Annotated in this window: 5 protein-coding genes; 2 read left to right on the forward strand and 3 right to left on the reverse strand. The window is 40.9% G+C overall.

Annotated features, from left to right (window positions below; all coding sequences use genetic code 11):
• Window positions 1-600 precede the first annotated feature (600 nt).
• Entirely contained in the window at window positions 601-2,151 is a 1,551-nt protein-coding gene (locus VE944_RS21800; protein ID WP_324981741.1) for a YcjF family protein, read from the forward strand.
• 297 nt (window positions 2,152-2,448) lie between these two features.
• Here the strand turns inward: VE944_RS21800 and VE944_RS21805 are convergent, their stop codons facing one another.
• Both VE944_RS21805 and VE944_RS21810 read right to left on the reverse strand, forming a co-directional pair.
• Window positions 2,449-3,327 carry a DUF4397 domain-containing protein gene (locus VE944_RS21805; RefSeq protein ID WP_324981743.1) on the reverse strand — a complete coding sequence of 293 codons (879 nt, stop codon included), beginning with the start codon at window positions 3,325-3,327 and terminating at the stop codon, window positions 2,449-2,451.
• A gap of 427 nt (window positions 3,328-3,754) precedes the next feature.
• Entirely contained in the window at window positions 3,755-4,045 is a 291-nt protein-coding gene (locus VE944_RS21810) for a hypothetical protein (RefSeq protein WP_324981746.1), read from the reverse strand.
• Between the two features lie 145 nt (window positions 4,046-4,190).
• On the opposite strand from VE944_RS21810, the gene VE944_RS21815 reads away from it, so the two are divergent.
• A complete protein-coding gene (locus tag VE944_RS21815; protein ID WP_324981749.1) occupies window positions 4,191-5,948 on the forward strand; it encodes a serine/threonine-protein kinase in 1,758 nt (585 codons plus the stop codon).
• Between the two features lie 197 nt (window positions 5,949-6,145).
• Here VE944_RS21815 and VE944_RS21820 read toward each other — a convergent pair.
• The coding region (locus tag VE944_RS21820; protein WP_324981753.1) for a tetratricopeptide repeat protein at window positions 6,146-6,352 on the reverse strand (207 nt) is incomplete at its 5' end.

A 6,352-nucleotide genomic window follows, 5' to 3' on the forward strand; every position in this document is an offset into this window, starting at 1 on the left:
CCTGTACCTTGGCTCATTTGCTGTACACTGCTAACAATACTTCCCAATTGACCTAAGCTGCCCTGTTGATTGGGGTTAGCAACGGCACCAAGAATTTGATCGAAAAGTCCCATAAGTTTCCTCTCTTTGTTCTGAAAAAGCTTGCCAAAACTGGCGTAAGTCCACTAATAAATTAGAACACGCGAGCTTCATAGTGAACGAATAAAATTTTAAAAGCTACTAGCTTAAGGATGAAATCGATTAGATTTATCAAAAAGGGCTTTTTCTACCTGGTGAAAAATACTGAAACTATGAAGATTACAAGTATCTCTCTTCTGAACGACATCCCGCCCAGAACTGAAGTTCTGGGCTGATAGCGAAAGTCCACTCAAGTGGACTAAACAAGCAATTCAGTCCACTTGAGTGGACTTAAACTATGAGACTCGGAATTCATTCCGAGGCGCGATAGAAACGCAGTGCGAGATTTAAAATTTTGTTAGTCAAGCAGATGAGCGTTCCTGGTTGAATCAAAAGCTGCTTCTGACTACTCTGGTAAAAAATACTGAAACTATTAAGATCAGAAGCATCTGCCTACTGAATATCCACTAATATTTCCCAGCCATGCCTCTGTCACGCATAGTAACGCTGATTGTTGGTCTGATCGTCATTTTGGGGCTAGCCCTATGGCTAATTGATTCCCTATCGCGCCTCTATTGGCAATTGTCCTATTCGCCGTTGCTAGGCAATTTGCTGCTGTTGCTGCTAATTGTCCTCATTGGAGCGTTGGTTGCTGCTTTTGTCTATTATGTATTGGTCATTCAATCTGGGGAAAAGCGATCGCGCCGTAACCCGAAGCGAGTAACTGCGGCGCAAATTCCGGCTGGCAAATCTGATGCTGCTTCTACAACTCTCCAAGCTGTGCGCCAACAGGTAGGGCAAATTCAAGATGAAGTAGCACGCCAAGCTTTATTAAGTAAATCGCGGGAGATTGAAGCAAATTTAGCACGGGGTGAAATTCAAGTAGTGGTATTTGGTACGGGGAGCGCTGGTAAAACTTCCCTAGTTAATGCGATTATGGGACGCATGGTGGGTCAAGTGGATGCACCGATGGGTACAACCCAGGTTGGAGAAACCTATTGTCTACGGTTGAAAGGATTAGAACGCAAGATTTTAATTACGGATACGCCAGGAATTTTAGAAGCGGGTGTGGCGGGAACAGAACGGGAACAAATGGCGCGAGAACTGGCAACAGAAGCCGATTTACTGTTATTTGTCGTAGATAATGACTTACGGCGCTCAGAATATGAGCCATTGCGGGGATTAGCAGAAATTGGTAAGCGATCGCTCTTAGTTCTCAACAAAACTGATTTATATACAGATGAAGATAAAGAATCCATCCTTGCAAGGTTGCGTCAACGGGTACGGGGATTTATTGCTACTAATGATGTGGTGGCGATCGCTGCTAATCCCCAACCTGCACAATTAGAAACTGGTGAAACCTTCCAGCCGGAACCCGATATTGTCCCTTTGCTGCGGCGCACGGCTGCTGTTTTACGCGCCGAAGGTGAAGATTTGGTGGCAGATAATATTCTTTTGCAATCTCTGCGATTGGGAGACGAAGCGCGAAAACTCATCGATGGCCAGCGTCGCCGTCAAGCTGACAAAATCGTAGAACGCTTTCAGTGGATTGGTGCTGGTGTGGTATCAGTTACGCCGATACCAGTGGTAGATTTGCTGGCGACAGCTGCTGTTAATGCTCAAATGGTTGTGGAAATTGGCAGAGTGTACGGCTGTGAATTGAATATGGAACGGGGACGAGAGTTAGCCCTTTCTTTAGCGAAAACCATCGCTAGTTTGGGCATTGTTAAAGGAGCAATTCAATTATTATCTACAGCTTTGCAACTCAATGTTGCTACCTTTATTATTGGTAGAGCAATTCAAGGCGTAACAGCAGCTTATTTAACGCGAATTGCTGGTAAAAGTTTTATTGAATATTTTCGTCATGACCAAGATTGGGGTGATGGTGGAATGACAGAAGTTGTGCAGCGACAGTTTCAAATTAATCGCAGAGATGAGTTTATTAAGGCTTTTATTCAAGAAGCGATCGCGCGCGTGGTGAAGCCGTTACAAGATAAAGCTGAAGCGATCGAAGAACAAGAAAGTAGAGAATAATGTCAATAAGTATAAACTTTTTTGATTAGTTATGATTGTCGAGCAACTAAGCGTAGTGAAAAATTCAGTATTGAACTAGGGTTTTATTGGCACTGCAAATTATGTATTAAATCAAACAAGGCTGGTGCTAGCATGATAGTATAAAAAATATTAACGTCAGTAAAAACATATAAATTCAATGATGATTGAATTTACTACAATAAAGGGAAGGAAGAGGTTGCCAACGGCAACCTCTTCCTTCCCCACCGAAATGATTATGATTATTAAGGTTTGTATATTTTATTCTCTGGAAGTCCCTTACTGCACAATCTGATTACACCCATTGGCATTAGGAGGCGCTGTTTGTGTTGAGGCAGTTGTAAGTAGCAGTGAGTTAGGTGCTTGGCCTAAGCCATTACCTGTAGCAATTACATCAAAAATGACTCCGGCCGGGACTTGTTGATTCGCAACTTCTACTGTGATTGGTGGGTTGAAGGCATTATTAATTAATGGGTCAAATTGGTCAGGTAGAACTGGATTGAAGTTATATGTACCAGCTGTAAGTTCTGGGTAAGGAATAGCAGTTTTGGGTGTCAGGTCTGTGATACGAGTTTCATCCACATTTGGGTTAGAGGATTTGCTAATACGGAAGTCTATAACAGCGCTAGTTTCCGAAAAGCGATACCAACGTCCTTTAAATTTACCTGGATTAGGCTGTGTTAAATCCTCTGGAATCACAAAGGGTGATTGATTAAATAATGGTTGACCTGAGGGGCCTTGTAGTGTTCCTGTTATCGCTACTGTATAAGCACTATTAGGCGCTCCTGTAAAGGTTCTATTAGCAATTGTACTGAGAGTACCAGATTGCACAAAAAGTACCTGAATATTTCCTGGTGTTACATTTACATATTTACTAGCTTGACGAAAATCTACATTCTCCAAAACTTTTTTACCGTTGACGATCACATCAACTGGTGATGCAGTAGCAACCGCAGCGTTAATAACTCTTAATTTGGTAGGGCATTTATAAGGGTTTAGAAGAGGATCTAGAAGAGAACTTACTAGGCTTGCAGTGTAAAACTCTTGTACAGGCTTTGTAGATAGTTGAGAATTGGCTAAACTTTTGTATGGATAACTAGTCAAACTAATTAAAGATAATGTCAAAGCACCTAAGAATAATCGTCTTGTTAGAAACATATCTTCCTCCTATCGTGAGACAAAAATAACAAATGAGCAAGCTTTATTCTGCATAAAAAATGATGCGATAATCATCACAAAGATTTTTTATGTATGGGGATGTAGATGCAGGTTTTGTCAACGTAAAAGACAACGGGCGCACAATAACGTTAGCCTCAAGACATTAGACTTGGGCAGAATATTATTGCAGCAGCACATATAGTGGCTGGCTTCAAGTGTCCAACGTGACAAATGCTTTGGTGGAGGCTGCTTGAAGTTTATTGATAGCGCACTTCATGGTTCTAATATTTCACGATTTTTAGGAGAATGCAAGGACAGTTAAGACAGTTAATAGCTGTCATTCAACCATTAAATAATATATTAGTTGCTTGATAAGAAATTTATATTTGTAGTTATATATGTAGGTAGTTGACATAGTGAGCAGTATTTATTTCTGCACCCCAAACCCCCGCATCATCTCCTGCAATTCCACCGCCTCCCCATCCGGCGTGTACACAACCTCACCCGACATCGCAATCACAATTCTCTCTCGTCGCGCCCACTCGAACCCATCCTTCACAGCAGATTTGACCTGGGCTGACTCTGGTTTCCGTCCCTCCTTGCAAGCCGCCACAAACACGGCTTCGGGTGATTCGCCCCCAATCCTCGTTCGTAATGCTTTCTTCAAATAGGCGATGTCTACGACAAGCCGCTTAAAGCGTCTACGTATCCGGCACATTCTCCCACCCCCCTAACAATGATTATCATTTTATTATCTGTATATTTTATTTTCTGTAAGTCCCTAAATCTATTTTTCAAACATTCCGGAAACAGGAGGAAAAGTCAGAAACACTAATTAAAAAGACTTACTGAGTAACCAGGTCATGACCTACCACATAATCGGTAAATTACTACAAGAGCGTTACAAAATTATCCAAAGCCTGAGTGCAGGGGTGTTTGGACAAACATATATAGCTGTAGACGTAGATTATCCAGAGAATCCCAAATGCGTTGTTAAGCAGATTAAAGTTAGCAGTTCCGAATCCGGCTACTTGGAGATGCTGAGGTTACTGTTTCAGGCTGAAACCGAAACCCTCAAGCTTTTGGGAAGCCATCAGCAAATTCCTGAATTTATCGCCTGCTTTGAAGAAAACGATCGATTTTATTTAGTCCAAGAGTGGATTGAAGGACATGCGTTGGCTGCGGAATTGCCCATTGATCAAGAATGGGGGTGTCTGTGGAGTGAAATGGAAGTTGTAGAATTCCTGATAGATGTCTTAGGTATTCTGGAATTTGTTCACTCTCAAGGCGTTATCCATTGCGATATCAAACCAGAAAACTTGATTAGACGTAATAGCGATGGCAAGTTGGTTTTGATTGACTTTGGCTCAATCCAGTCTATCGATTTTGGCATAGGTGCGGAATTGCCCATTTATAGAATTCCCGTCACTTCATTGGGGTATATACCGCCAGAGCAATTTATCGGAGAAACACAGCCCAACAGCGATATTTATGCTTTGGGTATGATTGCCATCCAGGCTTTAACTGGGTTAGAACCACTAAAATTAAAAGCTGATCCTTATACTAATGAAATTGTTTGGCGTTCTGAAAACACGCCAGTTAACGATTATCTAGCTGCTGTTCTCAGCCAAATGATCCGCTACAATTACCAAGATCGCTTTCAGTCTGCGAGTGAGGTGCTGCGGGTACTCAAACAAATAATATGGGAACAGCCACCAGAAACATTAGAAGCAGATGATGAATTTCTTATAGAAGCGGCGATTGAAAATAATAATCCTACATCTGGAAATTCATCTCCGTTATTATCAGGAATAAAAGTAGGACTGGCGGCTAATTCTTTAGTAATGGGATTTGGTGTATATTCTTTAATTAATGCTGCGCCTGCATACTCAGAAACAGAAACTTTATCTAAAGCCACACAAGAATATCAAGCAGGAGATTTAGAAGAAGCGATCGCACTTGCTAAATCAATCCCCTCCCACAGCAATGTTTATCCAGAAGCGCAAGCTACAATTGAAGAATGGCAAGAGCAATGGCAAGTAGCTGCACAGCAATACCAAATAGCTGAAACAGCTTTCCATGACAGCCAATGGTCAGATGTTATTCATGCTGTTGCTAAAATTCCAAATATTTTATATTGGAAATCTAAAACAGATAAATTAGTTCAGCAAGCATACGTCAACATTGAAGCACAGACGCAAGATTTATTAACAAAAGCTTACGATAGTGCCGAAACAAAAGATTTTTCTGCTGCATTACAATATCTGCGGCAAATTCCTAAAGAAAGTCGTGCGGGTGCTTTAGTTCAAGACAAGTTGGCTGAGTACAATCGAAAGCGCCAGATTAGAGCAGCTTACTTTTTACATAAAGCCTATAAACAAGCATTTGTTGGTGATTTTGATCGGGCTGTAAAATTTCTCCGAAATATTCCCAACGATACTCTAGTTTATGCTCAAGCTCAAATCAAATTGAATGAGTATACTAAAAAGCAACGTTTGCTAGCTGATAATCAAAAGGTAGCTTCTGTAAAAAGAACAAATTCATTTGTATTTAAAAACTCAGCTACTAATATTGAATATCTTCAAGGAGGAAATTACTTGCAAGAGGTTAATATTCGCTAGTTACAGCAATTTCTTGATTCATCCACTAGTTACATATAATACAATACACTTGAGCTAAGGATTTTTAGTATTGATTTTAGGTATGTAGAGACGTTGCTTTTCTTCGTCTCTACAAAAGATTTGGAGCTTAGTTGAACTGTATTGACAGCGCTTCCTCAATATTAGACCTGAATCCTTACGTTGACTTTAATAGACTACTAGGGCGGGGTTTGCGGTGAATTAGTAGCATTAGGAAATGGGAGAACTGGCACAATTACAGGTTTAGGCTTTGATATTTCGCCTTGTAGTTGAATTTGGGCTTGATTGCGAGCGTCGATTGCTTGTTGGTAATTAGGCTTGTATTTTATTGCTTGATCGTAAGACGCGATCGCATCTTTAAACTGTTTCAAATTTAATAGCGCATT

The organism is Nostoc sp. (genome assembly GCF_035638895.1).
Taxonomy (GTDB): Bacteria; Cyanobacteriota; Cyanobacteriia; order Cyanobacteriales; family Nostocaceae; genus Nostoc.

Coding starts and splice junctions, on each gene's coding strand:
- VE944_RS21800 (WP_324981741.1), top strand. CDS start 601: ATGCCTCTGTCACGCATAGTAACGCTGATTGTTGGTCTGATCGTCATT.
- VE944_RS21805 (WP_324981743.1), bottom strand. CDS start 3,327: ATGTTTCTAACAAGACGATTATTCTTAGGTGCTTTGACATTATCTTTA.
- VE944_RS21810 (WP_324981746.1), bottom strand. CDS start 4,045: ATGTGCCGGATACGTAGACGCTTTAAGCGGCTTGTCGTAGACATCGCC.
- VE944_RS21815 (WP_324981749.1), top strand. CDS start 4,191: ATGACCTACCACATAATCGGTAAATTACTACAAGAGCGTTACAAAATT.